This is a genomic window from Streptomyces sp. NPDC104307, assembly GCF_055584045.1.
Genome location: NZ_JBVJMU010000002.1, coordinates 104,199 through 131,076 on the forward strand (window position 1 = coordinate 104,199; position 26,878 = coordinate 131,076).

Sequence of the window (26,878 nt, forward strand, 5' to 3'; positions counted from 1 at the left end):
CTGCTCGCTGCCCGGTTCCGGGTGACGTGAAGTTGACGCGAAAGAGTCACGCCGGCCCCACGTGCACCACGGGTCCGGACCTTCGGGGGACCGGATTCGGGCACACGAAAAAGGACCCCGCAGGGCCCTCTTCCGTTCCGCTCCCCCGACTGGACTCGAACCAGTAACCCTCCGGTTAACAGCCGAATGCTCTGCCAATTGAGCTACAGGGGATCGCGCTCCCCCGACTGGACTCGAACCAGTAACCTGCCGGTTAACAGCCGGCTGCTCTGCCAATTGAGCTACAGGGGATTGCTGCGTTGCCTCGGACGGCACCTGCCTGGCGGATGCCGGGCGGCGGACGTTCGCTGCGACACATACATTAGCGCAAGCAGGGGGGTGCTTTGCCAATCGGTATCGGCCGGGGTGATCTCCGACGCCCGCGGGTAGGCGAGCAGCACACGTCGCACGGAGTGAAGGAAGGGTGGCAGCCATGCGGTACCGGCTCACGTTCATCGCCGGAGTGGCCCTCGGTTACGTGCTCGGCACGCGTGCCGGGCGGGAGCGTTACGAGCAGCTGAAGAAGTCCGCACGCCAGTTCGCCGAGAACCCGGCCGTGCGCAACACCTGCGAATCGGCGGCCCAGAGCGGCCGCGAGTTCGCCGGTAAGGCGGCCCACGCGGTGGGCGAGAAGGTCGGCGACAAGGTGCCGGCCTCGGTGGCGGACCGGGTGCGTTCGCTGCGCGGGCGCGGTGCGAACGGTGCCAACGGTGCGGACGACTGGGGTACGACCAACACCTGAGGCCGGCACCCGGGGCAGGCACCCGATGCCTCGTCTCTCACCTCTGCCGCACCGCCGTGCGGGAATGCTCCGGCGGTGCGGCAGAATCTGCGTATGGGCATAGTCGCAGGCTTGGACAGTTCTTCCGCCTTCACGCACATCGTGGTCTGCGATACGGACACGGGTGCCGTACTGCGCCAGGGGTACGCCGCACACCCCGTGGAGGCGAAGGCCACCGAGGTCGACCCGCAGGCATGGCTGCTCTCACTCGGTGAGGCGGCGGGCGGTGGGCTGCTCGAAGGCGTGCAGGCCATCGGTGTGTCCGCGCAGCAGCACGGGCTCGTGCCGCTGGACCACCAGGGCAACCTCGTACGTCCCGCGCTGCTCGGCAACGACAAGCGGGCGCAGGTCGCCGCGGCCGATCTGGTCGACGGGCTGGGCGGGCGGCAGGCCTGGGCCGAGGCGGTCGGGGCGGTGCCGCAGGCCGCGCAGCCGGTGTCGAAGCTGCGCTGGCTGGCGCGGGCCGAGCCGGAGATGGCGCAGCGGGTCGCCGCCGTGCTCCAGCCGCACGACTGGCTGGTGTGGCAGCTGCTGGGGCGCCCGGCGCGGCGGACCACCGACCGGGGCGCGGCTTCCGGGACCGGTTACTGGTCGGCGGGCAGCGAGTCCTACCGGCCGGATCTGGTCGAGCTGGCCCTTGGCCGGCAGGCGGCGCTGCCCGAGGTGCTCGGGCCCTGCGAGGCGGCCGGGACGACGCCGGAGGGGCTGCTGATCTCCGCAGGTACCGGCGAGACGATGGCGGCGGCGTTCGGGCTGGGGGTCGGGGTCGGTGACGCCGCGGTGTCGCTGGGGGCCTCGGGCTCCGTGATGGCGGTGCACCACGAGGCGCTGGCCGATCCGACCGGGATGATCACCTCGTTCGCGGATGCGACCGGGATGCACCTGCCGGTGGTGCACACGTCGAACGCGGTACGGGCGCTGCGCGGGACCGCCGAGATGCTGGACGTGGAGGGGCTGGAGGAGTTGTCCGCGCTGGCCCTCAAGTCGACGCCGGGCGCCTCCGGGCTGGTGCTCCTGCCGTATCTGGAGGGTGAGCGGACTCCGCACCTGCCGCACACCGCGGGGACCCTGAGCGGGCTGCGGCGCGAGTCGATGAAGCCGGAGCACCTCGCGCGCGCCGCGTTCGAGGGGATGCTCTGCTCGCTGGCCGACGCGCTGAACGTGCTGCGCGACCGCGGGGTCGAGGTGCGGCGGGTGTTCCTGCTGGGCGCCGCGGCCGAGTTGCCGGCCGTGCGGGCGCTCGCACCGATGCTGCTGGGGACGCAGGTGGTCGTGCCGGAGCCCGCGCAGTACGCGGCGCTGGGTGCGGCCCGGCAGGCGGCCTGGGCGCTCGGCGTCTCGCAGGGGGCGCTCGATCCGCGCACTCCCCCGGTCTGGCAGGACGCGGCGGCGCAGGTGCTGGATCCCGGTGAGGAGCTGCCGGTCGGCAAGGCGGTGCGCCAGCAGTACGCGGCGACGCGGGACCAGATCCACCCCGGGGCGTTCGACGCGGCGCGCTGAGTGGACTGCCTTCGGCGACCCTGCCGGACTTCGGAAGGATGTTCGACAGAGGAATTATGGACCGGGTCTGTTTTTTGACCTGGACTTGAATAAAAACGTTCGCGGTCGCGGTGCGCGGTGCCGGAAAATGGGTCGACTCCCGACCTACGCCGACTCCGAGAGACACGCGTGCTCATAAAACTCCTGCGGACCTATCTCGGTCCGTACAAGAAGCCGATCGCGCTGCTGGTCGTCTTCCAGCTGCTCCAGACCTCCGCCGCCCTCTATCTGCCCACCCTCAACGCCGACATCATTGACAACGGTGTCGTCAAGGGCGACACGGGCTACATCCTTCAGTACGGCGGCGCCATGATCGTCGTCAGCATCGCCCAGGTGGTCTGCAACATCGGGGCCGTCTACATCGGCGCCCGTACCGCTTCCGCGCTCGGCCGCGATGTCCGGGCGTCGGTCTTCGACCGGGTGCAGTCGTTCTCCGCGCGTGAGCTCGGCCGGTTCGGCGCGCCTTCGCTGATCACCCGTACGACCAATGACGTCCAGCAGGTCCAGATGCTGATCCTGATGACGTTCACGCTGATGGTCTCGGCACCGATCATGTGCGTCGGCGGCATCATCATGGCGCTCGGCCAGGACGTCCCGCTGTCCGCGGTGCTCCTCGCGGTGGTGCCGGTCCTCGGGATCTCGGTGAGCCTGATCGTGAAGCGGATGCGTCCGCTGTTCCGGACGATGCAGGAGCGGCTCGACACGGTGAACCGGGTGCTGCGCGAGCAGATCACCGGCAACCGGGTCATCCGCGCCTTCGTCCGCGACGGCTACGAGGAGAAGCGTTTCCGGGGCGCCAACACCGAGCTGACCGATGTGGCGCTGTCCACGGGCCGGCTGATGGCACTGATGTTCCCGACCGTGATGACGGTCGTGAACGTGTCGTCGATCGCCGTCGTCTGGTTCGGTGCGCACCGAATCGACAGCGGCGGGATGCAGATCGGCGCGCTGACCGCGTTCCTCTCGTACCTCATGCAGATCGTCATGGCGGTGATGATGGCCACCTTCATGTTCATGATGGTGCCGCGCGCCGAGGTGTGCGCCGAGCGCATCCAGGAGGTCCTGGAGACCGATTCCAGCGTGGTGCCGCCGGTCGATCCGGTGACCGAACTGCGCGCCCACGGGCATCTGGAGATCCGGGGCGCCGACTTCCGCTACCCCGGTGCGGAGGCGTCGGTGCTGCGGTCCGTGGATCTGGTGGCCCGGCCCGGCGAGACGACCGCGATCATCGGGTCCACGGGCAGCGGCAAGTCCACGCTGCTCGGTCTCGTACCCCGGCTGTTCGATGTGACGGACGGCCAGGTGCTGGTCGACGGGACGGACGTACGGACGCTGGCTCCGGCGCTGCTGGCGAAGACCGTGAGCCTGGTCCCGCAGAAGCCGTACCTGTTCTCCGGGACGGTCGCGACCAACCTGCGGTACGGGAACCCGGACGCGACCGACGAGGAACTGTGGCACGCGCTGGAGGTCGCCCAGGCCAAGGAGTTCGTCGAGGGTCTGGAACACGGTCTGGACGCGCCGATCGCGCAGGGCGGCACCAATGTCTCCGGCGGACAGCGGCAGCGGCTCTCGATCGCCCGGACGCTGGTCCAGCAACCGGAGATCTACCTCTTCGACGACTCGTTCTCCGCGCTGGACTACACCACGGACGCGGCGCTGCGCGCGGCGCTGCTGCGGGAGACCTCGGCCGCGACCGTGGTGATCGTCGCGCAGCGGGTGTCCACCATCCGCGACGCCGACCGGATCCTGGTGATGGACGAGGGCCGGGTGGTCGGCTCCGGCAGCCATCACGAGCTGATGGAAGGCAATGAAACATACCGGGAGATCGTGCTCTCCCAGCTGACGGAAGCGGAGGCCGCGTAATGGCCGGGCCTGGCGGACGGATGATGGCGGGCGGGGCGCCGACCGAGCGGTCCATGGACTTCAAGGGCTCCACGAAGCGGCTGCTCAAGCGTTTCGCCAAGGAGCGGACCACGCTGTACGTGATGCTGGCGGCCGGCGCGCTGAGCGTGGCGCTCTCGGTGGTCGGCCCGAAGATCCTCGGCAAGGCCACCGACCTGGTGTTCGCCGGGGTCATCGGCCGGCAGATGCCGGAGGGGACGAGCAAGGAGCAGGCCCTCGCGGGCCTGCACAAGACCAACAGCGGCCTGGCCGACATGCTCTCCAAGGTGGACTTCACCCCGGGCAAGGGCATGGACTTCGACGCGATCGGCCATGTGCTGCTGGCCGCGCTGATCACGTACGTCGGTGCCGGGCTGCTGATGCTGGTGTCGACGCGGCTGTCGATCCGGGTGATCAACCGGGTCGTGTTCCAGCTGCGCGAGGACATCCAGACGAAGCTGTCGCGGCTCCCGCTGTCGTACTTCGACCGCGCCAAGCGCGGCGAGGTGCTCAGCCGGGCGACGAACGACATCGACAACATCTCGCAGACGATGCAGCAGACGATGGGCCAGCTCATCAACTCGGTGCTGACCATCATCGGCGTGCTGATCATGATGTTCTGGATCTCGCCGCTGCTGGCGCTCGTCGCGCTGGTGACGGTGCCGCTGTCGGTGGTCGTGGCGACCAAGGTGGGCAAGCGCTCGCAGCCGCAGTTCGTCCAGCAGTGGAAGGTCACGGGCAAGCTCAACGCCCACATCGAGGAGATGTACACCGGACACAACCTGGTGAAGGTCTTCGGCCGGCAGGAGGAGTCCGCGCGGGACTTCGCCGAGCAGAACGACGCACTGTACGAGGCCGGGTTCAAGGCGCAGTTCAACAGCGGGATCATGCAGCCGCTGATGATGTTCGTGTCGAACCTGAACTACGTGCTGATCGCCGTCATCGGCGGGCTGCGGGTGGCCTCCGGCGCGCTGTCGATCGGTGATGTGCAGGCCTTCATCCAGTACTCCCGGCAGTTCTCCATGCCGCTGACCCAGGTCGCCTCGATGGCGAACCTGGTGCAGTCCGGGGTGGCGTCGGCCGAGCGGATCTTCGAGCTGCTGGACGCGGAGGAGCAGGACGCCGACCCGGCGAAGGGCGAGGGCGCGCACCCGGAGGAGCTGCGCGGCAGCGTCTCGCTGGAGCACGTCTCGTTCCGCTACGACCCGGAGAAGCCGCTCATCGAGGACCTGTCGCTGAGTGTCGAGCCGGGTCACACGGTCGCGATCGTCGGCCCGACCGGTGCGGGCAAGACGACCCTGGTCAACCTGCTGATGCGGTTCTACGAGGTGACGGGCGGCCGGATCGCCCTGGACGGGGTGGACATCGCGACGATGTCCCGCGCCGACCTGCGGTCCGGAATCGGCATGGTCCTCCAGGACACCTGGCTGTTCGGCGGGACCATCGCGGAGAACATCGCCTACGGCGCCTCCGGCGAGGTCGGCCGGGAGCAGATCGAGGAGGCGGCGCGGGCGGCCCACGCCGACCGCTTCATCCGCACCCTGCCGGACGGCTACGACACCGTGATCGACGACGAGGGCACCGGCGTCAGCGCGGGCGAGAAGCAGCTGATCACCATCGCGCGGGCGTTCCTGTCCGACCCGGTGATACTCGTGCTGGACGAGGCGACCAGCTCCGTCGACACCCGTACGGAGGTGCTGATCCAGAAGGCGATGGCGCAGCTCGCGCACGGCCGTACGAGCTTCGTGATCGCGCACCGGCTCTCCACCATCCGGGACGCCGACGTGATCCTGGTGATGGAGAACGGCTCGATCGTCGAGCAGGGCACGCACGACGAGCTGCTGGCGGCGGACGGCGCGTACGCGCGGCTGTACGCGGCCCAGTTCGCGCAGGCGGTCGCCGAGGTCGACTAGTCCTGAGCCGCTCTGCGGCTGCCCCGGCCCGTACGTGCGTGTGCGCGTCAGTCGAGGTAGCCGCGGAGCTGGTCGGCGAAGGCGTGGTCCCGGAGCTTGTTGAGGGTCTTGGACTCGATCTGGCGGATGCGTTCGCGGGTCACGCCGAAGATCCGGCCGATCTCCTCAAGCGTGCGGGGCCGGCCGTCGGCCAGCCCGTACCGCAGCTGGACCACCTTCCGCTCGCGCTCGTTGAGCGTGGAGAGCACCACTTCCAGGTGTTCGCGCAGCAGCAGGAACGCGGCGGACTCGACGGGGGACGCGGCGTCGCCGTCCTCGATCAGATCGCCCAGCGAGACGTCGTCCTCCTCCCCGACCGGGGCATGCAGGGAGACGGGTTCCTGGGCCAGCCGCAGCACCTCGCCCACCCGCTCCGGGGTCAGGTCGAGCTGGGCGGCGACCTCCTCGTGCGTCGGTTCGTAGCCCCGTTCCTGGAGCATCCGGCGCTGGACCCGTACGACGCGGTTGATCAGTTCGACGACATGGACCGGGACCCTTATGGTCCGCGCCTGGTCGGCCAGCGCGCGGGACATGGCCTGCCGGATCCACCACGTCGCGTACGTCGAGAACTTGTAGCCGCGGGCGTAGTCGAACTTCTCGACGGCCCGGATCAGTCCGAGGTTTCCCTCCTGGACCAGGTCGAGCATGGTCAGTCCACGACCCACGAAGCGCTTGGCCACGGAGACGACCAGGCGCAGGTTGGCCTCTATGAGACGGCGTTTGGCCATCCGGCCCATGACGACGAGACGGTCCAGATCAACGGCGAGGCGGGTGTCGGGGTCCGGGGTGCGGGCGAGGCGCTCCTCCGCGAACAGCCCGGCCTCGACGCTGCGCGCGAGCTCCACCTCGTCGGCGGCGGTGAGCAGCGGGATGCGGCCGATCTCCCGCAGGTACTGGCGGAACAGGTCGGAGGACGGCCCTCCCGTGTCCGGCCGTCCGCGCGGCGGCGGCGGGGGCTCGGGCAGCTCCGCCGACTCCTCCATGACCGCCTCGGACGGCTCGGACGGCGGCGGGTCCGCCGCGGCCTCCGGATGACGTACGGCCCGGTGCTGCGCGGGGACAGCCGCGACATGCTCGGTCTCGCTCACGGTCCGGGTCTGCACGGGGGCGACCTCCAGGTGATCGCTGCCGGACCGCGGGGATGGAGGACCACCGGTCGGTGGGCCGGCCGCGCTCCGATGACTCAGGCACCGCCACCCAGTGTGGGGTACGACACACAGCTGCCACGAGGGGCGTGCGGGGACTTTCTGAGACCGGGCGGTTACCGAGGGGTTGCCCGGGACGCTCGCGGCGCGGTCAGAGCGCGTCGGCTCCACTGTTGCGCAGGGACTGGGCGTACTGCTGGAGGACCCAGACCTCGTTCTGCGCGGCGGCCAGATGGTCCGGGGCGACATTGCTGCCGAGCCGGGCAAGGCTGCCCTGGACGTCGTCGATCCGGCGGTCGACGGCCCGCAGCCGGACCTTGACCAGGTGTTCGCCCGCGTAGGCCTCGTCGATGGACTTGCCGTGGAAGACCTCGACCGCCAGCTCGGTGACCAGCTTGCGCACCGTTTCGTTGGGGGTCGCGTCGAGCACCTGGACGAGGTACTCGCGGGTCTCGGGGACGCCGAGCTCGGCGCCGCCCGCCTCCGCGATGCACTGGCGGACCGCGGCGTACGGCGGGGCGGTGAACTCGTCCACCCCGTAGGCGTCGAAGGCCGGGGAGACCAGGGCGGGCTTCTGCAGGGCGAGCTTGAGCAGCTCGCGCTCGGTGCGGTGGGCCGGGCTGCGGAGGTTGAGCGCGGGGCCGGAGGGTCCGGACGGTCCGGCGGGGGGCTGGGGCTGCTGGTGCTGCGATCCGGCGCGGGAGGAGGGGCGCGTGGGTCCGCGCTGGTCGCCGCCCCGGCTCCGGGCCCACTGGGCGAGCTGATTGACCCGGTGCACGACGTACTCCTGGTCCAGGATGCCGACGAAGCCGGCCAGCTGGACGGCGACCTCGCGCTGCACGCTGCCCGTCTTGATCTTGGCGACGACGGGGGCGGCCTCGTCGAGCGCGGCGGCGCGGCCGGCCGGCGTCTCCAGGTCGTAGCGGCCGACGATCTGGCGGAGCGCGAACTCGAAGAGCGGAGTGCGGGGTTCCACCAGGTCGCGGACAGCTTCGTCACCCTTGGCGAGGCGCAGATCGCAGGGGTCCATGTTGTCCGGGGCGATCGCGATGTAGGTCTCCGCGGCGAATTTCTGGTCGTCCTCGAAGGCGCGCAGCGCGGCCTTCTGACCTGCCGCGTCCCCGTCGAAGGTGAAGATCACCCGGGCGCTGCCGTTGTCCATCAGGAGGCGGCGGAGGATCTTGATGTGGTCGCCGCCGAACGCGGTGCCGCAGGTGGCGATGGCGGTGGTGATCCCGGCGAGGTGGCAGGCCATCACGTCGGTGTAGCCCTCGACGACGACCGCCCGGCTGGCCTTCGCGATGTCCTTCTTGGCCAGGTCGATGCCGTACAGCACCTGGGACTTCTTGTAGATCGCGGTCTCTGGGGTGTTGAGGTACTTCGGGCCGTTGTCGTCGTCGCGCAGTTTGCGGGCGCCGAAGCCGACGATGTCCCCGGCGGTGTCGCTGATCGGCCACATCAGCCGGCCCCGGAAGCGGTCGATGGGGCCGCGCCTGCCGTCCTGGGAGATGCCGGAGGCGATCAGCTCCTTGTCGCTGAAGCCCTTGCCGCGCAGGTAACGGGTGAGGTGGTCCCAGCCGGCCGGGCTGTAGCCGACGCCGAAGTGGGCGGCGGCGGCCTGGTCGAAGCCGCGCTCGGCGAGGAACTTGCGGCCGATCTCGGCCTCGGGGCCGTCGAGCTGCTCGACGTAGAACTGGGCGGCCGCCTTGTGCGCCTCGACCAGCCTGATCCGCTCGCCACGCTGGTGGGAGGGGTTGTACCCGCCCTCCTCGTACCGCAGCGTGATGCCGGCCTTGGCGGCGAGCCGCTCGACGACCTCGGCGAAGGTCAGGTGGTCGATCTTCTGCACGAAGGCGATCGTGTCGCCGCCCTCCTGGCAGCCGAAGCAGTGGAAGAGACCCTTGCTCGGACTGACCTGGAAGGAGGGGGACTTCTCGTCGTGGAAGGGGCACAGGCCCTTGAGGTTTCCACCGCCCGCGTTGCGGAGCTGGAGGTACTCGGAAACGACGGCGTCGATCGGGACCGCGTCCCGTACCGCCTTCACGTCGTCGTCATTGATCCTGCCTGCCACGAGTGAAGTCTACGGGTGGGATACGACAGCCCTCGGCCGGGCGGGCGCGCGGGGTCTTGGGGTGCGGGGTCTTGGGGTGCGGGGTTCCGTGGGGTGCGGGCCCGCCCGGCGCTCCGGTTCCGTCCTCAATCGCCGGACGGGCTTGATTTTGTGCGGGTACCCCGTGGAGTGCGCCTGCCCTCGTGGGTGGGGGGCGGTGCCCCTCCGGGGCGTCTCCTCAAAAATGGCGTGTTCACCCGGGTACGTGAGGGACCCGGGTCGTACGCCATTTTCTGCGGGGACTCCCCTGCACGTCCCCACCCCAGGCCCAGTCGCGTCTGCACACCGGCCCAGCTGCTGTCGCAGACGCGCGACGGAGCGGGTTCGGGGGCGTGCAGGGGAGTCCCCGCAGGACGACGAACACAGACCCGGGTACTCATTGCGGACCCCCCGCACGTTCGTCGTTTGAGGAGACGCCCCGGAGGGACACCGAACCCCCACCCACCGGGCAGGCGCACCCCGCACCCGGCGGAGCACCCGCACCCCGGCAAGGGGTAACCGCTCAGATCAGGGACTCCAGCGGCACCGACGGGTCGGCCAGCGCGTCCGGGTCGACCGGCTGGCCGGTCTTGATCAGCTCCTGCACGGTGTCGGTGACGTCCCACACGTTGACGTTCATCCCGGCGAGCACCTTGCCGTCCTTCAGCCAGAACGCGATGAACTCGCGCTTGCCGGCGTCGCCGCGGATCACCACCTGGTCGTAGCTGCCGGGCGGGGCCCAGCCCGAGTACTCCAGGCCGAGGTCGTACTGGTCGGAGAAGAAGTACGGCACCCGGTCGTAGGAGACCTCCTGGCCGAGCATGGCGCGGGCCGCCGCCGGACCGCTGTTCAGCGCGTTGGCCCAGTGCTCCACCCGCAGCCGGGCGCCGAGCCCCGGGTGGGCGACGTTGGCGACGTCACCCGCGGCGTAGATGTGCGGGTCGCTGGTGCGCAGCGAGGCGTCCACGGCGATGCCGCCGCCCTCGGCGCGCGGGGCGATGTCGAGTCCGGCGGCCTCCGCGAGGGCGGCGCGCGGGGCGGCCCCGATCGCGGCGAGGACGTCGTGGGCGGGGTGCTCCTCGCCGTCGTCGGTGCGGACCGCGAGCACCATGCCGTCCTGGCCGACGATCTCGGTGAGCCGGCCGCCGAAGTGGAAGCGGACGCCGTGGTCGCTGTGCAGGTCGGTGAAGAGCTGGCCCAGCTCGGGGCCGATGACCTTCAGCAGCGGGGTCGACTCCGGTTCGACGACGGTGACCTCCGCGCCGTATCCACGGGCCGCCGCCGCGACCTCCAGGCCGATCCAGCCGGCTCCGGCGATCACCAGATGGCCGTTGTCGCGGCCGAGCGCGGCCAGTACGTTGCGCAGCCGGTCGGAGTGGGCGAGGCGGCGCAGGTGGTGGACGCCCGCCAGGTCCGTACCGGGGATTTCGAGGCGGCGCGGCTCGGCGCCGGTGGCCAGGAGCAGCTTGTCGTAGTGGATGACGGTGCCGTCGCCGAGCTCCACGGAGCGGGCGTCCCGGTTCAGTACGGTGACGGGCTGGCCGAGGTGGAGCTCGATGTCGGCCCCCGCGTACCAGGCCGTCTCGTGGACGAAGACGCTGTCGCGTTCCTCCTTGCCGGCCAGGTACCCCTTGGAGAGCGGCGGGCGTTCGTAGGGATGGTCGCGCTCATCGCCGACCAGGATGACCCGGCCGCTGAATCCCGCCGAGCGAAGCGTCTCCGCCGCCTTCGCTCCGGCCAGTCCTCCGCCGACAATGACGAACGTCCGATGTGCGTCGACCACTTGATGCCTCCTCGGTGCTTGCTGCGCGGCGCCAACTGCGAGCGTCCCGCACGCAGCGTGATGGCGAAAGAGGGTGGGACCCGATCAGGTCACACCCAGTGGTCATGGGCCGGTCCGCGAACCGGTACCGCACCACGGGGAACAGGGTGGCAGGTACGCAGCGGGCCACGCGGTACGCGCCCCCCAGCACACCATCTGTCACATCGTCGGCGGCGCAGCCGCGCGGGAGGGGTGCGGTGCGGGGTCATCGGCCGGGCGTGCCGAGCGACTGGTGCAGGGTGCGGGCCGACGCGTCGGTCAGGGCGGCGATCTGGTCGACCAGGACGCGCTTGCGGGCGCGGTCGTCGGGCGCGGCCTCGTACAGCGCCCGCAGTTGCGGTTCAAGGCCCTCGGGCGCGCGGGCGGTCAGGGCCGCGGCCAGTTCCGCGATGACGATCCGCTGGTCGGCGCGGATCGCCTCCTGTTCGGCGCGCTGCATGACGTAGCGGTCGGCGACCGCCTTGAGCACCGCGCATTCGTTGCGGGCCTCGCGGGGCACGACGAGCTCGGCGCCGTATCTGCCGAGCCGGCCGGTGCCGTACGCCTTGCGGGTGCCGGTCTCCGCGGCGAGGCAGAACCGGCCGATCAGCTGGCTCGTGGCGTCCTTCAGCCGGGCCTGGGCGACGGCGGAGCCGTCGTAGCCGTGCGGCCACCAGTCCTGGCCCATGAGCCGGTCCAGCGCGTCGGACAGTTCCTGCGGGTCGGTGTCCGCCGGGACGTAGCGTCCGATGGCGACCTGCCAGATCTCCTGGCGTTCCGGCTCTGCGTCCAGGCAGTTGGGGTCGATGTGCCCGGCGTGCAGGCCGTCCTCGAAGTCGTGGACGGAGTACGCCACGTCGTCGGACCAGTCCATCACCTGGGCCTCGAAGCACTTGCGGTCCTGCGGGGCGCCCTTGCGGAACCAGTCGAAGACCGGCAGGTCGTCCTCGTAGACGCCGAACTTCGGTGAGCCCGGGTCCGTGGGGTGGGCGCCCCGGGGCCAGGGGTATTTGGTGGCGGCGTCGAGGGCGGCGCGGGTCAGGTTGAGCCCGACGCTGGCCGGCTCGCCGGTACGCGGGTCGGGGACGAACCGCTTCGGTTCGAGCCGGGTCAGCAGCCGCAGCGACTGGGCGTTCCCCTCGAATCCGCCGCAGTCGGAGGCGAAGTCGTTGAGCGCCTGTTCGCCGTTGTGCCCGAAGGGCGGGTGGCCCATGTCGTGGGAGAGGCAGGCCGCCTCGACGAGGTCCGGGTCGCAGCCGAGTGCGGCGCCGAGTTCGCGGCCGACCTGGGCGCACTCCAGGGAGTGGGTGAGACGGGTGCGGGGGCTGGCGTCCCAGGCGAAGCTGCGGGTGCCCGGGGTGACCACCTGGGTCTTCCCGGCGAGCCTGCGCAGCGCGGCGGAGTGGAGCACCCGGGCGCGGTCGCGCTGGAAGGCGGTGCGGCCGGGCCTCTTGTCCTCCTCGGTGTCCCAGCGCTCGGTGTCGGCGGCGCTGTAGGGCGCCGTGTCCGATGCGTGCGTGCTGTGCGCGTGGGTCGTGCCGTGCGTGCCGTCCATGACGACGACACTAATCGGCCGGACCGACAAGAGGGCTCAGGCGGATGCCAGGAAATGTATGTTCATCGGAGTTTCCTGTGCCGGGACCCCGGCGGCCCGTGCCTGGTCGTAGCGGTGCAGCAGCAGCCGGGCCATCGCCGGGTGCGCACCGAGCGGGGCGGCGGCGATCCACGGCGCGTCCCTGGCCGCGGCCGAGGCGAAGCGTCCGGGGGCGGTGAAGTACCCGGCGACGGCGACCCGCCGGCGGCCCCGGGCGGCCAGCGCGCGCAGGGCGGCCGGGACGGTGGGCGTCGCGGCTGAGGCGTACGCCGGGACGACGGGCACCCCGCCGAGCCGTTCGCTGAGCAGGCGCGCGGTGCGGCGGGTGTCGGCGGCCGATTCGGGATCGCGCGAACCGGCGGCGGCGAGGACCACCGCGCTGCCGCGGCTCCCGTCGTCCTCCGGCCGCCACCCCGCCTCGGTGAGCCGGCCGTGCAGCGCCTCGACCAGCAACGGGTGCGGGCCGAGCGGCGCGGCGGTCCGGGTGCGCAGGGCCGGGGCGCCGGCGACGGCTTCCGGGATGTCCTGCTTGACGTGGTACCCGCGCCCCAGCAGCAGCGGCACCAGGACCGCCTCGCCGTCGCCCAGGGCCTCCAGGGTCTCCGGCAGGAGGGGTGCGTTGAGCTCGATGTGCCCGAGCCGGACGTCGAGCCCCGGCCGCAGCTCCCGCACCCGGTCGAGCAGCCGCGTCACCGTGTGCAGCGCCTGCGGGTCCCGGCTGCCGTGCGCGACGGCGACCAGGGCGGGGGCGGCGGGTGTCAGTGGGCTCGCGCCGCCCGGTGCGGGCTGGGGCCGGGTGCGGTGCATGGGCCGTCGGGTTCCGTTCAGGGAGACAAGGCTGAGCTGGGTGTCGAGCTGTGCGGTGATGCGGCTCAGCAGTTGCGCCGTGCTGTCGAGGGGCAGGGGTTCCTGCGGGCGTTCCGGTGCCGGCTCCGTCATGAGCCGATGGTGCCGGGTGCAGGTTGCCGCGTCGTTGCGCGCCGGTCACGGGTGTTTTCCGGCTCCTCACCGCACGGCCGGGGTTGTTGTCAGACGGCCTCTGCCGCGGCGGCGGCCGCTCCATGAAGGGCGTTGGCCTCGGCCAGCAGCCGTTCGATGACGTGGGCCACGCCGTCCTCCTCGTTGCTGACGGTGTGCGCCGGGACGGCGGCCAGCACGGCCGGGTGGGCGTTGGCCATCGCGTAGCCGGTGCCGGCCCAGTCGAGGACGGTGAGGTCGTTGGGCATGTCCCCGAAGGCGATGACCTCGGCCGCTTCGATGCCCCGTCCGGCGCACAGCATCGCCAGGGTGCCGGCCTTGGTGACGCCCTGCGCGCTGATCTCCAGCAGCCCGCGCCCGCCGGAGTGGGTCAGCTGTACGTCGCTGCCCGCGCCCGGCCGGGCCGCCGCCATCAGGGTGTCCGCGTCGAGCCGGTCCGACCAGGCGAGCAGCTTGGTGATGGGGGCCTCGGTGAGCCACAGGTCGGCGAGGGAGGGTACGGGGATCTCGGCGCCGTCCTCGGCGAACCGCATCCGGAAGGCCGGTTCGTACCGCACCTGGTCGCCGGTCTCCAGGGCGAAGCCCACCTCGGGCAGGGCGGCGGCCAGCGCGGTGACCACCCGCCGGGCGGTGACCAGGGAGAGGAGGCGGGAGGAGACGACGGTGCGGGTGGCGATGTCGTACACCATGGCGCCGTTGCTGCACACCGCCGTACCGATGAGGCCGGTGGCCTCCGCGAGCCGGTCGACGAACCGGGGCGGGCGGGCGGTGACGATGACGATCTCCGCCCCGGCGCCCTCGGCCGCGCGCAGGGCGCGCAGGGTGCGGGGCGACAGCGTGCCGTCGTCGCGCAGCAGGGTGCCGTCGAGGTCAGAGGCGATCAGTCGTGGGAGCAGCATCGGCCGATGCTACCGACGGCCTTTCGCGGAGAACCCTTTGGGCCGTCCTGTCGTCAAGTCACAGAGGGACACTTCGGCACGGTACGACACAGGACAGACAGGAACGGGGGCGCTCCATGCGGCTGAAGCGACGGGGAGCAGCGGCGGACGGCCGGGGCGGGCTCGCGAGGACGGCCGCCCGGCTGCGGTCCTGGCTGCCGAGGACCCGGCGCGGGAGGCGGCGGGCGGTCCAGGGGCTGATGGTTGCCTGTGTGCTGGGCCTGGCGCCCGCCACCTGGATGTACTCGGTCGCGGACGCCCGGGTCAGGACGGCGGCGGACGCGCCCGCGCAGCAGGTTGCCGTGGTGTTCGGGGCGGGGCTGTGGGACGGGAAGCCGTCCCCGTATCTGGCGAACCGGCTGCGGGCCGCGGCGGAGCTGTACCGGGACAAGAAGGTGAAGGTCGTGCTGGTGACCGGTGACAACAGCCGGGTGGAGTACGACGAGCCGGACGCGATGCGTACGTTCCTGGTCCGGCACGGGGTGCCGGACAGCAGGATCGTCAGCGACTTCGCGGGCTTCGACACCTGGGACTCGTGCGTCCGGGCCAAGAAGATCTTCGGGGTGGACCGGGCCCTGCTGATCACCCAGGGCTTCCATGTCCGGCGGGCGATCGCGCTGTGCCGGGCGGCGGGCATCGACGCGTACGGCGTCGGGGTCGACGCCGTACACGATGTGACCTGGTACTACGGCGGGACGCGGGAGATCGCCGCAGCGGGGAAAGCGGCCCTGGACGCGCTGTTCAAGCCCGACCCGCACTTCCTGGGGCCCCGGGAGGAGGGGGTGGAAGCGGCCCTCGCGGCGGACGCGCGGTGAACGCGGGCCGTCGCTGGAGGCACGGGGGCCGTCAGCTCCCTCCCGAGGTGCCCGGTGCTCCCGGGTTCTGCGATGTGCCCGGGGAGGACGAGGTGACCGGGGCGGTCTCCGCCGAGACCCAGCCGAGGTAGCCGGCGCTGCCCCGTACCACCGGGATCGCGATGATCTCCGGGGTGTCGTAGTCGTGCGCCTCCTGGAGATGGGCCTCCAGCTCCTCGTACCGCTCGGCCGTCGTCTTGAGGAGCAGCTGCCACTCCTGCGTGGTCTCGACGGCGTTCTCCCACCGGTAGACGGAGATGACGGGCGCGGAGATCTGCACGCAGGCGGCGAGCCGCGCCTCCACCACGCCCCGCGCCAGCAGCCGGGCCTTCTCCTCGCTGTCCGTCGTGGTCAGAACGGTCAGCCATGCGGGCGAAGTCACCTTCGGTCTCCTCGGGCTCGGCGGCACTCCTGCACCGATTGTCGGGTACCGGTCCGGCCGGTGCCCGGTCAGCTGCCGTACGGCCGTACCTTCTTCGCCTCCCGCAGGGCCCGGCCCCACCACACCAGCTGATCGAGCAGCGACTTCGCGGCGGCGTCGGCACCGGCCGGGTCCTTGTGCCTGCCCTCGTCGTCGAACAGCGCGCCGGCGTTGTGGAAGGAGACGGTGTCGCGGATCGAGACGCTGTGCAGCTCGGCGAAGACCTGCCGCAGGTGCTCGACCGCGCGCAGTCCGCCGGAGACCCCGCCGTAGGAGACGAAGGCGACGGGCTTGGCCTGCCACTCGGCGCGGTGCCAGTCGATGAGGTTCTTGAGCGGGGCCGGGTAGGAGTGGTTGTACTCGGGGGTGACGACGACGAAGGCGTCGGCGTCCGCCAGCTGGGCCGAGACATCGGCCAACAGGGCCTGGTCCTCGGGTCCGGGGCGGTACGAGAGGGCGGTCGGCAGGTCGAGTGCGGCGATGTCGACCAGGTCGGTCTCGATGTCCGGGTGGCCGCTGGTGTGGGAGAGGAACCAGCGGGAGACGACGGGGGCGAAGCGGCCCTCGCGGTTGCTGGCGAGGATGACCGCGACCTTCAGCGGGGCATCGGCCGGGGCTCCATCGGTGGCGCGGTCCGCGCCGGCGGGTGTGGTGGCGGGTGTGGTGGCGGCTGTGGTGAGGTCCATGGGTCGAGACTCACACCTCAATCATGGTTGAGGTCAAGCGCCGGGCAGCCACCCGTCCGCCCGGCGCGTCGGCATACGGTGGCAGGCATGACGACGCCAGCAGCCGCACCGGTCCCGTACGCCGAGTTCGACGGACATCCGGCCACCGAGGACGATCTGCGGACCGCCGCCCTCTTCACCTACGGCCACTTCACCGCCATGCAGGTCAGGGAGGGCCGGGTACGCGGACTCGGTCTGCACCTGGACCGGCTGGACAGCGCGAACCGGGCACTCTTCGAACTCCCGCTGGACGGCGGGCGGGTACGTGAACTCATCCGGCACGCGCTACGGGGCGCGGGGGCCGCGGACGGCTCGGTGCGGGTGCACGGATTCCTGCCGCCGGGTGCGGACGCGACGACCGTCATGGTCACGGTGCGCGGACCCGCGAGGCTGCCCGCGGACCCGAAGAGCATGATGTCGGTGCCGTACGCCCGTGCCGTGCCGCACCTCAAGCGGCCCGGCGAGTTCGGCCAGACGTACTACGGGAATCTCGCCTCACGCGCGGGCTTCGACGATGCGCTGCTGACCCTGCCGGACGGCTCGGTGACCGAGGGGGCGTTCACCAACATCGGTTTCTGGGACGGCGATTCGGTCGTCTGGCCCCAGGCTCCCGCGCTGCTCGGCACCACCATGGCGCTGCTGGAGCGGGAGTTCCCCGGCGCCGGGATCCGGTCGCGGCGGAGCCCGGTGACGCTGGACGGACTGGCGGCCTACCGGTCGGCGTTCGTCACCAACTCGCAGGGCATCGCGCCGGTCCGGCGGATCGATGACACCGCGTTCGCGGTGGACGAGCGGCTGATGACGCGGCTGGCGGCGGCCTACGACAGGGCGCCCTGGGACACCGTCTGAGCCGCGCGGCCCGGACAGGGGGCGGGGGCGGGCCGCCGAGAGGGGACCATGGGACGCATGGAGATCCCCACCGAAGGCCCGCAGTCGCGCACGCAGATCCACATCGAGGGCTCACGCCTGCCCGGCCGCGCCTGCGGGCCCGGCGGCGACTTCGACGGGTACGAGAACATCCACGTGGGCGTCCAGCGCAAGGACCGGCCCGGCGAACTCCTCGGGCCGCTTCCGGGCGACGCCCCGTCGGCCTCCTGGACCCTGGACTGCACGGCCGCCGCCACCGCGGACGGGGTCGAGATCAGCGGGCCGTACGTGCAGAACAGGCTCGGCGGGCGGTTCGTCTACCTGTCCTGGGGCACGGTCGACGAGAGCGGCCTCTTCTCGATGTTCCGGCGGGCCAAGCTGATGTTCGCCGACATCGACGCGGACATCCTGCGGGCAGCCGCGCGCTCCGGGCACCTCACCGCCCGTCTGCCGCTCTCCGACGCCAAGGGCGGGCCGCTGTGCGGCCGGGTCAGGCCCCCGGTCATCGAGTGGTCCGCCACCGCGCCGGAGTGAGCGCCTCGGCCCTGGCGCGGGACACCGGACAAGGAGCCGCCCCCGTCGGGCCCAGGGGGGGGCGGGCCCGACGAGGGCGACGGCCGGAGGCGGCGAGGGGACGCCGTCCCGTGGGGGGTGTGATGCGTGTGCCCCTCGACCACAGAGTCATGCATGTGATGTGCGCCACATCTACTACGGGCGCCATCACCCGATCGGCACCGGTCGCGGAAGGAGGCCGCGCCTCCCCCGCCACGACCGCCCTGACCTGCACGCATACCGCGTGGCAAGGAGGCTGCGCCGGTCCGGACGGGTGACAGCTGACTCGGTGTCAGCAGGCGTGGGCGGCCACCCGGCCGTTAGCTCGGAGCCAGGACACACCCGCCAGCGCCCCTTGCTCGGAGGAAACCCCATGCGCAGTCCTGCTCGCCTCGTGACCGGCACCGCCGCCTCGGCCCTCGCCGCCTCGGCCCTCGCCGCCGCCGCGCTCGGACTCTGCGCCGCCGCCCCTTCGGCGTACGCGGACGAACCGGGCTCGCTGGAGATCACCCCGGCGAGCGCGGCCCCGGGCACCACGGTCACCGTGAACACCAAGGCCTGCGGGAGCGACACCGGCGCGACGGGCGACGCGGGGTCTCTGGAGGCCTCGCGTTTCACGCTGGCACCGGCCACCCTCAAGGAGGTCCTGGCCGGTTCGTTCCGGGTACCGGGCAATGTCGAACCCGGCCCGTACAGCATCGATGTGGCCTGCGAGAACGGCAAGAAGGCCACCGGCGAGATCGAGGTGGAGGCCGCCGGCACCACAGGCGAGGACGGCGCCGCAACCCGGACGGCCCCGGCCCCGGACGGCTCGGACGACCGCTCCCCCGCGGACAGCGGCGACTCCTCGGCGTACGACTCCTCCGCGTACGACTCCCCGGCCGATTCCCCGGCCAGCTCCTCAGCCGATTCCCCGGCAGCCGATGCGGGCAGCGACCCCTCGGCCTACGACTCGACCGGGCTCGACGAGGCCGAGGCAGCCGGTTCGGCCCTCGTGCCGGACTCCCCCACGGCTCCGGGCCGGGGCACCTCCAGCGAGCGGCCGAGCCCGTCCGGGCACGAGAGCTCCGGCACGCACGACAGCTCCGCCGGACGCGACGACAGCTCCGCGTCCCACGACAGTTCCACCGGGCGCGATAACTCCTCGGACCACGAGACCCCCTCCGGCCACCGCACCTCGGCCGCCCCCACCGCCCCCACGGGGCACGTCAAGACCGGTGTCGGCGGCAGCGTCGGACCGGACACCACCCAGATCGCGGCGGGCGCCGGCGTTCTCGCCGCGACCGCCGTCGGCGGAGCCTGGCTCCTGCGTCGCCGGGCGAGCGGCACGCGGGACGACAGCTGACGGAGACTTCCACCTCTCCGTACCGCCTGGTTCCCGTCCCGGTGGCCCAGCGCCACCGGGACGGGACCGCACATCCGCCTCGTCACCCGGAGGACGACCGTGTCCCAGAAGGCCAAGGGCTGGCTGCTCGTCGTCGCGGCGCTGGCCGGTGTCTGGCTGATCCGGAACGGCGCCGACACCCGGCTGACCCCGCCGGGACCGGCCTCCGCCGAGGCCTTCGCCGCCGGACCGGAACTGCTGCCGGGATCGCCGGTCGCCGAACCCCTGCGCCCCTCGGCCCCCGTCCGCATCCGGATTCCCGCCATCCGGGTGGACGCCCCGATGATGCGGCTCGGGCTCGGCCCCGACGGCAGCCTCGACGTGCCTCCGGCCGGGAACACCGACATCGTCGGCTGGTACAAGGACGGCACCCCGCCGGGCGCCAAGGGCAGTGCGATCGTGGCCGGTCATGTCGACAACGCGCAGGGCCCGTCCGTCTTCTACGACCTCGGCTCACTGAAGAAGGGCAGCACCGTTGAAGTGGACCGGCAGGACGGCCGCACCGCCGTCTTCGCACTCGACGCCATCGAGGTCTACGAGAGCGAGGACTTCCCCGACAAGCGGGTCTACGGCTCCTCCGAACACGCCTCGCTGCGGCTCATCACCTGCGGCGGCGGATTCTCCGAATCCACGGGTTACGAGGGCAACGTGGTGGCGTACGCACACCTCACCTCGGTCCGCTGACCCCCGGCCGCGCTCCGGCGCTCAGGCGTTCCACTGGTCGAAGGCGAGCTTCGCGACCAGCGAGAACACCACGACCAGCAGCACCCCGCGGACGAACTCGCTGCCCCTGCTGAGCGCCATCCGCGCCCCCATCAGGCCGCCCGCCAGGTTGAACACCGCCATCAGACCGGCCAGCTGCCACATCACGTTGCCCTGGTAGGCGAACATCGCCAGCGCGCCGGCGTTGGTGCAGACGTTGACGATCTTCGCGGTGGCCGAGGCCGTCACCAGATCCAAGTGGAGCACCGCAGTCAGCGCCAGCACCAGGAAGGTGCCGGTGCCCGGCCCGAACAACCCGTCGTACAGGCCGATGCCGCCGCCGACCAGGACGATCGCGGTGACGGTACGGGCCCGGGTGACCTGCGGAGCCGTACCGTCCTCCGCCGCCCTGCCGAACCGGGGCCGCAGCATCACGAACGCCGCGACCGCCAGCAGCACCACCATGATCACCGGACGCAGCACCTCGCTGCTGATCCCGGCGGCGAAGAAGGCACCGGTCATCGATCCCGCCAGCGCCGCGAGGCCGATCCGCAACGCCGTACCGACCTTCACCGGCGCCTTGCGCGCGTAGGCGACGGCGGCGCCCGACGTGCCGACGATGGCGACCGCCTTGTTGGTGCCGAGGATGTGCGCGGCGGGGACGTGCGGCAGTCCCAGCAGCAGTGCGGGCAGCAGGAGCAGTCCGCCGCCGCCGACCACCGCGTCGATCCAGCCGGCCGCGCCCGCGGCGAGGCACAGCACGACGAGGGTGGTCACGGTTATGTCAGGCATGATCGCGACCTTAAGGAAACGGCACGTGTCGCGTCCAACCCGTTCCCCCCTCACAGGCCGCCGCCACCGGCGCTGAGCGCAAGGTTCCCGCCGGGAAACAGCGGAGAACCGGACGGGTAACACCCACCGGACACGCTTCCCTCATGAGCAGACAGGCCGGGCTCCCCCGCTCCGGCGGCTCCACCCGCTCACCAACGACGGAGGCTCCCGAGATGCCGGTGTCCACTTCCCCGACCGCCCGCGCCTCCCGCTCCGCGGCCGTGCCGACCCTGGTGGTCGTCGGACACGGGATGGTCGGCCAGCGGTTCCTGGAGGCCCTCGCGGAGCGCGGGCTGACCGGCGCGGCCGGCACCGCCAGGGTCGTCGTCCTCTGCGAGGAGCCGCGCGCCGCCTACGACCGGGTACAGCTGTCCTCGTACTTCTCGGGGCGCACCCCGGACGAGCTGTCGCTGGCCGAGCCCGGCTTCATGGAGCGGCACGGCTTCGAGCTGCGTCTCGGCGACCCGGCGGAGTCCGTGGACCGGGCGGCGCGCACCGTCACCGCGCGCTCCGGAGAGACCTTCGGCTACGACACCTTGGTCCTGGCCACCGGCTCCTACCCATTCGTCCCGCCGGTCCCCGGCAAGGACACCGAGGGCTGTTTCGTCTACCGCACCATCGAGGACCTGCTCGCGATCGAGGAGTACGCGAGGACGGCGACGACCGGCGCGGTCGTCGGCGGCGGACTGCTCGGCCTGGAGGCCGCGGGCGCGCTGAAGGGGCTCGGCCTCGACACGCACGTGGTGGAGTTCGCGCCCCGGCTGATGCCGGTACAGGTGGACGAGGGCGGGGGTGCGGCGCTGCTGCGCACCGTCGAGAACATGGGCCTCACCGTGCACACGGGTGTCGGCACCCAGGAGGTGACGGCTGGCGAGGACGGCTCGGTGAACGGGATGTCGCTCTCCGACGGCTCGACGCTGTCCACGGATCTGGTGGTCTTCTCCGCCGGGGTCCGCCCCCGCGACCAGCTGGCCCGGGAGTGCGGTCTGGCGGTCGGGCAGCGCGGCGGCATCGTCGTGGACGAGGAGTGCCGCACCTCGGACCCGGCGGTCTTCGCGATCGGTGAGTGCGCGCTCGCCCCGGACGGCCGGGTGTACGGACTGGTCGCGCCGGGCTACGAGATGGCGCAGACCGCGGCCGAGGTGGTCGCGGGCGGGAAGGCGTCGTTCACCGGTGCCGATATGTCGACGAAGCTGAAGCTGCTGGGGGTGGACGTCGCCTCCTTCGGTGACGCGCACGGCACCTCGGAGGGCTGCCTCGACGTGGTGTACGCGGACGCCCGCTCCGGCGTCTACAAGAAGCTGGTGATCGGGCGGGACGGCACGCTGCTCGGCGGGGTGCTCATCGGGGACGCGGACCAGTACGGCATGCTGCGGCCGATGACGGGCACCGTCCTGCCGGTCGCCCCCGAGCAGCTGGTGCTGCCCGCCGGTACGGGCGGTCCGGCCGTCCTCGGCCCGTCCGCGCTGCCCGACGACGCGGTGATCTGCTCCTGCCACAACGTCACCAAGGGCGCGGTCTGCCAGCACGGCACGCTGCCCGAGGTGAAGAAGTGCACCAAGGCCGGTACCGGCTGCGGCAGTTGCGTCAAGGTCATCGGGCAGCTGCTCCCGCAGAGCCAGGACAAGGGCCTGTGCGGCTGCTTCCCGTACACCCGCGGCGAGCTGTACGAGATCGTCCGCACCCTGGAGATCACCTCGTACGCCGAGCTGCTCGACTCGCACGGCCGGGAAGCGGCCCGGGGCGGCGACGGCTGCGAGGTCTGCAAGCCCACGGTGGGCTCGGTCATCGCCTCGCTGGCGCCCACGGTCGGCGCGAGCGGCTATGTGCTGGACGGCGAGCAGGCCGCGCTCCAGGACACCAACGACCACTTCCTCGCCAACCTCCAGCGCAACGGCTCGTACTCGATCGTGCCGCGCATCCCCGGCGGCGAGATCACTCCGGAGAAACTGATCGTGATCGGCGAGGTGGCACGGGACTTCGGCCTCTACACCAAGATCACCGGTGGCCAGCGCATCGACCTGTTCGGCGCCCGCGTCGAACAGCTGCCGCTGATCTGGACCCGGCTGGTCGACGCGGGCTTCGAGTCGGGTCACGCGTACGGGAAGTCGCTGCGGACGGTCAAGTCCTGTGTGGGGCAGACCTGGTGCCGCTACGGCGTGCAGGACTCGGTGAAGATGGCGATCGACCTGGAGCTGCGCTACCGGGGCCTGCGCTCCCCGCACAAGCTGAAGTCGGCGGTCTCGGGCTGCGCCCGGGAGTGCGCGGAGGCCCGCGGCAAGGACTTCGGGATCATCGCCACCGCCGGCGGCTGGAACCTGTACGTGGGCGGCAACGGCGGAGCCACCCCGCGCCACGCCGACCTGCTCGCCCAGGACCTGTCCGACGCCGAACTGGTGCGCCTGATCGACCGGTTCCTGATGTTCTACATCCGCACCGCGGACCGGCTGGAGCGCACCTCCACCTGGCTGGACCGCATCGAGGGCGGCCTGGACCACGTACGCGACGTCGTCGTGCACGACTCGCTCGGGCTCTGCGACGAGCTGGAGCGGCTGATGGCCGACCACGTCCGCGGCTACCGCGACGAATGGGCCGAGACCATCAACGACCCGGAGCGGCTGCGCCGCTTCGTCACCTTCGTCAACGCACCCGACGCACCCGACCCGTCGGTGAGGTTCGTCCCGGAACGCGACCAGGTCAAGCCCGACCTGGAGATCCTCGCCGGCCCGGTCCTCGCCGTCCGCACGCTCGAAGGGACCGCCTCATGACCGCCCGGACGATGACCGAAACGACTGCCGAGACGCCTACGGGGACGACCTCGGGGACGACTGCCGAGACGATGGAGACCGCTCGGGACACCCGGGTCGTGCGGCTCGCCGCCGGGGGCGACTGGCTTGCCGTCTGCGACCGTTCGCTGCTCACCCCCGGCCGGGGGGTCGCGGCGCTGCTCCCGGACGGCAGGCAGGCCGCGGTGTTCCTGGACCGTGCGGGACGTACGTACGCGATCGACAACCGCGACCCGTTCACCGGGGCTTATGTCCTGTCACGGGGCCTGGTCGGATCGGACGGCGGGCAGCCGTTCGTCGCCTCACCGCTGCTGAAGCAGCGCTTCGACCTGGCGACGGGGGCCTGCCTGGACGACGACGAGGTCACCGTCGCGGTCTTCGAGGTCCGCGCGGACTGAGCTGAGTGGGCGGGCGGGCGGGCGGGCGGGCGGGCGGAACGGCCCCTTCCGGCTATCGGTCCGTCCGGTCGTACGCTTGATCCATGACCCAGCGCCGGTACGCGAACGACATTCCCGACCAGAGCGGCCGCACGGCCGTGGTGACGGGAGCCAACAGCGGTCTCGGGCTGATCACCGCACGGGAGCTGGCACGGCACGGTGCCCGGGTGCTGCTCGCCTGTCGTGACGAGCGGCGCGGCAAGGAGGCGGCGGCCCGCATCCGCGGCGCGGTGCCGGACGCGGACGTGGAGTTCGCCCGGCTGGATCTGGCCGATCTTTCGTCGGTACGGGAGTTCGCCGCGGCGTACACCCCGGACCGGCTCGACCTGCTGATCAACAACGCCGGGGTGATGGCCCTCCCGTACCGGAGGACCGCCGACGGTTTCGAGACCCAGTTCGGCGTGAACCACCTCGGGCACTTCGCCCTCACCGGGCTGCTGCTGCCGAAGCTGCTCGCCACCCCGGGCGCACGGGTGGTGAGCGTGTCCAGCGGCCTCCACGTCCTGTCCAACATCGACATGGGCGACCTCAACAGCGAGCGGAACTACCGCCGCTGGATCGCCTACGGCCGCTCGAAGACGGCCAACCTGCTGTTCGTCCACGAGCTGGCCCGGCGGACCGCCGCCATCGGCAGCGGGCTGGTCGCCGCCGCCGCGCACCCGGGCTACGCGTCGACCAACCTGCAGACGGCGGGCGTCCGGATGGAGAACCGCAGGGCGGCGGAGCGGGTCATCGAGTTCGGCAACCGGATCATCGCCCAGCCCGCGGCCGCGGGCGCCCTGCCCACCCTGTACGCGGCCACCGCGCCGGGCGTCCGGCCCGACTCGTTCACCGGGCCGAGGGTGCTGGGGTGGCGCGGCGAACCCGCTCCCTCCTGGCGGGCGGGCTGGACGCTCAACGACGTGGCGAGCGAGCGGCTGTGGGTGGCGTCGGAGCAGCTGACCGGCGTCACCTTCGCGGGCCTCGGGGTCTGATTCCGCCCTGGGGCGGGCTCAGCTCTGGCCCTCGACGGCGGACGGGTCCATCCACACGACCTCCCAGTTGTGGTGGTCGGGGTCCTGGAAGGACCGGCCGTACATGAAGCCGAGGTCCTGCGTCTCACCGGAGGGGGATCCGCCGGAGGCGAGGGCGGTGTCGACCAGCTCGTCCACCTTCTCCCGGCTGTCGGCGCTGAGCGCGAGGATCACCTCGGTGGTCGTCGAGGCGTCCGCGATCTCCTTCTTGGTGAAGTCCTTGAAGCGCGGCTCCTCCAGCAGCATGGCGAAAATCGTGTCGCTGATGACGAGACAGGCGGTGCGGTCGTCGCTGAACTGCGGGTTGAACGAGTAGCCCAGTTTCCCGAAGAACCCCTTGGTCGTCTCCAGGTCCTTGACCGGCAGGTTCACGAAGATCATCTGAGGCATGGCCGTCTCACTCTCTCGGTGGTTCGATCCTGTGCGCGTGGTGTGAACGCGTTACGACAGGTAGACGCCGGGGCCGCCGGAAACTCATCGGTGCCGGGCGGGAAATGTACGCGCGCCGCTCACGGGACGGCGAGCGGCGCGCCGCCCCGGAGCAGCGAGCCGCCCAGCGGGGTCACCGTGTGCAGGACCGAGCTGCCGTGGCGCAGGGTGTGCACCAGGCCCGCCTCGCGCAGCACACAGGCGTGCTGGCTCGCCGACGCCAGGGAGACCCCGGCCCGGCGGGCGAGCTCACTGGTCGTGCAGCCGTCACCGATGGTCCGCAGGACCGTCGAGCGGGTGTGGCCGAGGAGCCGGCCGAGCCAGGGGCCGGGTTCCGCGAAGGCCGGGGCGCCGGCGTGGCCGACCGGGTAGACGAGCACCGGCGGCAGCAGCGGATCGCGCAGGACGACGGGGGCGCCCCGGCAGAAGAACGACGGCTGGAGGAGCAGCCCCCGGCCGTCCAGCCGCAGTTCGCGGTCGACCGGGTAGTCGGCCTCCAGCACCGGGGCCCGCCAGCGGATCACCGGCGGGAGCGAGGCGAGCAGCTCTTCCGGGCCGCCGTCCAGCAGCGCGCGTCCCCGGACCGCGCGGTCGGCCTCGACGCTCGCCTGGATGTGCGGCCAGTACGGTTCGACCGCGGCGCGGTGGTAGCCGCGCAGGGCCCCGATGAGACGGCCCAGGGGCTCGGAGCGCCCTTCCCGCAGCGCGTCCAGCCGTACCGGCCGGACCGTCCGCCGGGCCGTGCCGGTACGGCTGTCGGTGTGCCCCTCGGCGCCGAGCATCGACAGCTCGGCGCGCAGGCGCTCGGCCGGGGTATCGCGCAGCACCTCCACTCCGGTGCCGAAATCCAGCGGTTCCGAACCTTCCTGAGAAGGCGTCAGGAAGTCCGGGAAATAGCCGCGCGGTGGAACCACGGCGGACAGCAGACGTACTTCACCATTCAACCGGGGGCGGGTTTCCGTGCGCCATTTCCCGAACACCGTTGAAGCACGCCGGTCCCTCAGCCGGTGAAAACTGAGAATGGTCTCCCACAATGCGTCCGGCCCGGTGGCCATCCGCACCCTGGAAAGGTCCCACCCGGATATATGGATACGCAGCACCGAACCCCCACCCGCTTGCACCTGCAATTACCCCCACGCA

General features: G+C 71.6%; 23 protein-coding genes and 2 tRNA genes. 12 read left to right on the forward strand and 13 right to left on the reverse strand.

The annotated features are described in order from the left end of the window. Positions 1-140 precede the first annotated feature (140 nt). Positions 141-213, reverse strand: a tRNA-Asn gene (locus ACZ601_RS07170). 5 nt (positions 214-218) lie between these two features. After that, positions 219-291 (reverse strand) — tRNA-Asn (locus ACZ601_RS07175). A 181-nt stretch (positions 292-472) separates the two neighbouring features. Between ACZ601_RS07175 and ACZ601_RS07180 the strand changes: the two genes are divergently transcribed. From ACZ601_RS07180 to ACZ601_RS07195, 4 genes are all read left to right on the forward strand, one after another. Continuing rightward, a complete protein-coding gene (locus ACZ601_RS07180) occupies positions 473-781 on the forward strand; it encodes a YtxH domain-containing protein (protein WP_440576112.1) in 309 nt (102 codons plus the stop codon). 93 nt (positions 782-874) lie between these two features. After that, positions 875-2,320, forward strand: coding sequence for an FGGY family carbohydrate kinase (locus tag ACZ601_RS07185; RefSeq protein WP_469534120.1), 1,446 nt, complete (start codon positions 875-877; stop codon positions 2,318-2,320). Between the two features lie 168 nt (positions 2,321-2,488). Then, positions 2,489-4,222: an ABC transporter ATP-binding protein gene (locus ACZ601_RS07190; RefSeq protein ID WP_440576114.1), complete on the forward strand. Its 1,734-nt coding sequence runs from the start codon at positions 2,489-2,491 to the stop codon at positions 4,220-4,222. Next, positions 4,222-6,153: an ABC transporter ATP-binding protein gene (locus ACZ601_RS07195; RefSeq protein ID WP_469534123.1), complete on the forward strand. Its 1,932-nt coding sequence runs from the start codon at positions 4,222-4,224 to the stop codon at positions 6,151-6,153. Before ACZ601_RS07190 ends, ACZ601_RS07195 begins: the two co-directional genes overlap by 1 nt. 47 nt (positions 6,154-6,200) lie before the next feature. Here ACZ601_RS07195 and ACZ601_RS07200 read toward each other — a convergent pair whose 3' ends face one another. From ACZ601_RS07200 to ACZ601_RS07225, 6 genes are all read right to left on the reverse strand, one after another. After that, a complete protein-coding gene (locus ACZ601_RS07200) occupies positions 6,201-7,295 on the reverse strand; it encodes an RNA polymerase sigma factor (protein ID WP_469534126.1) in 1,095 nt (364 codons plus the stop codon). A gap of 193 nt (positions 7,296-7,488) precedes the next feature. Continuing rightward, positions 7,489-9,408 (reverse strand): DNA primase, encoded by a 1,920-nt coding sequence (gene dnaG / locus ACZ601_RS07205; RefSeq protein WP_469534130.1) that lies wholly within the window; start codon positions 9,406-9,408, stop codon positions 7,489-7,491. 541 nt (positions 9,409-9,949) lie between these two features. Further along, positions 9,950-11,209 carry an NAD(P)/FAD-dependent oxidoreductase gene (locus ACZ601_RS07210; RefSeq protein ID WP_469534133.1) on the reverse strand — a complete coding sequence of 420 codons (1,260 nt, stop codon included), beginning with the start codon at positions 11,207-11,209 and terminating at the stop codon, positions 9,950-9,952. Between the two features lie 244 nt (positions 11,210-11,453). Continuing rightward, positions 11,454-12,782 carry a deoxyguanosinetriphosphate triphosphohydrolase gene (locus tag ACZ601_RS07215; RefSeq protein WP_469534136.1) on the reverse strand — a complete coding sequence of 443 codons (1,329 nt, stop codon included), beginning with the start codon at positions 12,780-12,782 and terminating at the stop codon, positions 11,454-11,456. Between the two features lie 36 nt (positions 12,783-12,818). Next, on the reverse strand, positions 12,819-13,760 hold the full coding sequence (locus ACZ601_RS07220) for a sirohydrochlorin chelatase (RefSeq protein WP_469534139.1): 942 nt from the start codon (positions 13,758-13,760) through the stop codon (positions 12,819-12,821). 89 nt (positions 13,761-13,849) lie between these two features. Continuing rightward, complete coding sequence (locus tag ACZ601_RS07225) at positions 13,850-14,683, reverse strand: Cof-type HAD-IIB family hydrolase (protein ID WP_469535241.1); 834 nt, start codon at positions 14,681-14,683, stop codon at positions 13,850-13,852. Positions 14,684-14,814: 131 nt separating this feature from the next. Between ACZ601_RS07225 and ACZ601_RS07230 the strand changes: the two genes are divergently transcribed. Further along, entirely contained in the window at positions 14,815-15,552 is a 738-nt protein-coding gene (locus ACZ601_RS07230; RefSeq protein WP_469534142.1) for a SanA/YdcF family protein, read from the forward strand. Positions 15,553-15,583: 31 nt separating this feature from the next. Here ACZ601_RS07230 and cutA read toward each other — a convergent pair whose 3' ends face one another. Both cutA and ACZ601_RS07240 read right to left on the reverse strand, forming a co-directional pair. Next, a complete protein-coding gene (gene cutA / locus ACZ601_RS07235; protein WP_469534144.1) occupies positions 15,584-15,973 on the reverse strand; it encodes a divalent-cation tolerance protein CutA in 390 nt (129 codons plus the stop codon). A gap of 68 nt (positions 15,974-16,041) precedes the next feature. Continuing rightward, positions 16,042-16,698, reverse strand: coding sequence for an NADPH-dependent FMN reductase (locus tag ACZ601_RS07240; protein WP_469534147.1), 657 nt, complete (start codon positions 16,696-16,698; stop codon positions 16,042-16,044). A gap of 87 nt (positions 16,699-16,785) precedes the next feature. Here ACZ601_RS07240 and ACZ601_RS07245 point away from each other — a divergent pair, with 87 nt between their 5' ends. The 4 genes from ACZ601_RS07245 (at position 16,786) to ACZ601_RS07260 (ending at position 20,224) form a co-directional block, all read left to right on the forward strand. Further along, positions 16,786-17,586 carry an aminotransferase class IV family protein gene (locus tag ACZ601_RS07245; RefSeq protein ID WP_469534150.1) on the forward strand — a complete coding sequence of 267 codons (801 nt, stop codon included), beginning with the start codon at positions 16,786-16,788 and terminating at the stop codon, positions 17,584-17,586. Positions 17,587-17,643: 57 nt separating this feature from the next. Continuing rightward, positions 17,644-18,138 (forward strand): DUF5990 family protein, encoded by a 495-nt coding sequence (locus tag ACZ601_RS07250; RefSeq protein WP_469534152.1) that lies wholly within the window; start codon positions 17,644-17,646, stop codon positions 18,136-18,138. Positions 18,139-18,529: 391 nt separating this feature from the next. After that, positions 18,530-19,501 carry a hypothetical protein gene (locus ACZ601_RS07255; RefSeq protein ID WP_469534155.1) on the forward strand — a complete coding sequence of 324 codons (972 nt, stop codon included), beginning with the start codon at positions 18,530-18,532 and terminating at the stop codon, positions 19,499-19,501. A gap of 99 nt (positions 19,502-19,600) precedes the next feature. Continuing rightward, a complete protein-coding gene (locus tag ACZ601_RS07260; RefSeq protein ID WP_469534158.1) occupies positions 19,601-20,224 on the forward strand; it encodes a class F sortase in 624 nt (207 codons plus the stop codon). Positions 20,225-20,245: 21 nt separating this feature from the next. Here ACZ601_RS07260 and ACZ601_RS07265 read toward each other — a convergent pair whose 3' ends face one another. Continuing rightward, a complete protein-coding gene (locus ACZ601_RS07265) occupies positions 20,246-21,034 on the reverse strand; it encodes a sulfite exporter TauE/SafE family protein (RefSeq protein WP_440578362.1) in 789 nt (262 codons plus the stop codon). A 212-nt stretch (positions 21,035-21,246) separates the two neighbouring features. On the opposite strand from ACZ601_RS07265, the gene nirB reads away from it, so the two are divergent. The 3 genes from nirB (at position 21,247) to ACZ601_RS07280 (ending at position 25,270) form a co-directional block, all read left to right on the forward strand. Then, complete coding sequence (gene nirB, locus ACZ601_RS07270) at positions 21,247-23,841, forward strand: nitrite reductase large subunit NirB (RefSeq protein ID WP_469535244.1); 2,595 nt, start codon at positions 21,247-21,249, stop codon at positions 23,839-23,841. A gap of 71 nt (positions 23,842-23,912) precedes the next feature. Further along, a complete protein-coding gene (gene nirD, locus ACZ601_RS07275; RefSeq protein ID WP_469535247.1) occupies positions 23,913-24,257 on the forward strand; it encodes a nitrite reductase small subunit NirD in 345 nt (114 codons plus the stop codon). 83 nt (positions 24,258-24,340) lie between these two features. Beyond that, complete coding sequence (locus ACZ601_RS07280; RefSeq protein WP_469534161.1) at positions 24,341-25,270, forward strand: oxidoreductase; 930 nt, start codon at positions 24,341-24,343, stop codon at positions 25,268-25,270. An 18-nt stretch (positions 25,271-25,288) separates the two neighbouring features. Here ACZ601_RS07280 and ACZ601_RS07285 read toward each other — a convergent pair whose 3' ends face one another. Together ACZ601_RS07285 and ACZ601_RS07290 are read right to left on the reverse strand one after the other, a co-directional pair. Next, on the reverse strand, positions 25,289-25,699 hold the full coding sequence (locus ACZ601_RS07285; protein ID WP_440578360.1) for a VOC family protein: 411 nt from the start codon (positions 25,697-25,699) through the stop codon (positions 25,289-25,291). Between the two features lie 119 nt (positions 25,700-25,818). Further along, positions 25,819-26,838, reverse strand: coding sequence for an ArsR/SmtB family transcription factor (locus tag ACZ601_RS07290; RefSeq protein ID WP_469534165.1), 1,020 nt, complete (start codon positions 26,836-26,838; stop codon positions 25,819-25,821). Positions 26,839-26,878 lie beyond the last annotated feature (40 nt).